Origin of the sequence: Arminella tubonensis (genome assembly GCF_003240585.1) — a bacterium.
Lineage (GTDB): Bacteria > Pseudomonadota > Alphaproteobacteria > Rhizobiales > Rhizobiaceae > Rhizobium > Rhizobium tubonense.
Genome location: NZ_PCDP01000007.1, coordinates 1 through 1,173 on the forward strand (window position 1 = coordinate 1; position 1,173 = coordinate 1,173).

At 59.4% G+C, this 1,173-nt stretch carries 2 protein-coding genes; both read left to right on the top strand.

Annotation, left to right across the window (positions count from 1 at the left end; translation table 11 throughout):
* A partial coding sequence (locus CPY51_RS05605) for an IS5 family transposase (RefSeq protein ID WP_111159214.1) occupies positions 1–836 on the top strand: 836 nt, incomplete at its 5' end.
* Positions 833–1,173: hypothetical protein (locus tag CPY51_RS05610; protein WP_111159216.1), on the top strand; the 341-nt coding region annotated here is incomplete at its 3' end. The genes CPY51_RS05605 and CPY51_RS05610, both read left to right, overlap by 4 nt.

The window sequence follows — 1,173 nt, forward strand, 5'->3', positions numbered from 1 at the left end:
ATGACCTTCTGTTCCGCTGGTTCGTCGACATTGGGATTGACGATCCAGCTTGGGACCATTCGGTGTTTTCGAAGAACCGCGACCGGTTGCTGGAAGGCGACATCGCTGCGAAGTTCCTGGGTGCGATCCTTTCGCAGCCCAAGGTAAAGCGGCTGCTGTCAACGGACCACTTCTCTGTCGATGGCACGCTGATCCAAGCCTGGGCGTCGATGAAGAGCTTCAAGCCGAAGGACGGCTCGGGCGAACCACCATCGGATGGCGGCGGTCGGAATGCGGAAGCAGACTTCCATGGCGAAAAGCGTTCCAACGAGATGCATGCTTCAACGACCGACCCAGATGCAAGACTCTATAGGAAGGGCAAAGGCAAGGAGGCCAAGCTGTGCTTCATGGGGCATGGGCTGATGGAAAACCGCCATGGCCTGCTGGTCGATGCCTGCCTCACTGAGGCCAGCGGATATGCCGAACGGGTGGCGGCGCTGCAGATAATCGAACCCTTCGCCGATCGGCCACAAGCCATCACGCTGGGTGCCGACAAGGCCTATGACACAAGGGACTTCGTCAAAGATTTGAGGTCGATGAAAGTGACGCCCCATGTGACGCAGAACATCAATGGTCGCCGCTCGGCCATAGACGAGTGCACGACGCGCCATTCCGGTTATAAGGTCAGCTTGCGTATCCGCAAGCGCATCGAGGAGGCGTTCGGCTGGATCAAGACAGCCGCGGGGCAGGACAAGACGAAGTTCCGTGGCCGCGACCGCGTCGGATGGGCCTTCACGTTCGCGGCCGCCGCCTACGATCTGGTGCGGTTTCCGAAACTGATGGCGGTGTCGTCATGAGCGCGGCCTCGAACTGCCGCCTGATTGGCCGCTGGCGGATCGTCGAGGCCGATCTATGGGATCGGGATTTTCTCGACCTTGTTGAGCCCGCCACAATCACTATTGGGGCCAACGGTCATGGCGAAATCGCCTTCGGCGCGATGCAAGCGACGCTCGATCTCGGTTACAGCACGTCCATGGTCTCGTTCACATGGGCCGGATTTGACGAAATGGACGAGGTCTCGGGCGACGGTCATGCCGAATTGCTCGACGATGACGCGATCGAGATCACTTTCGCGTACCACAACGGCGATGAGGCCGTGCTGAAGGCCAAACCAGAGACTTCTTCAACAGCCTG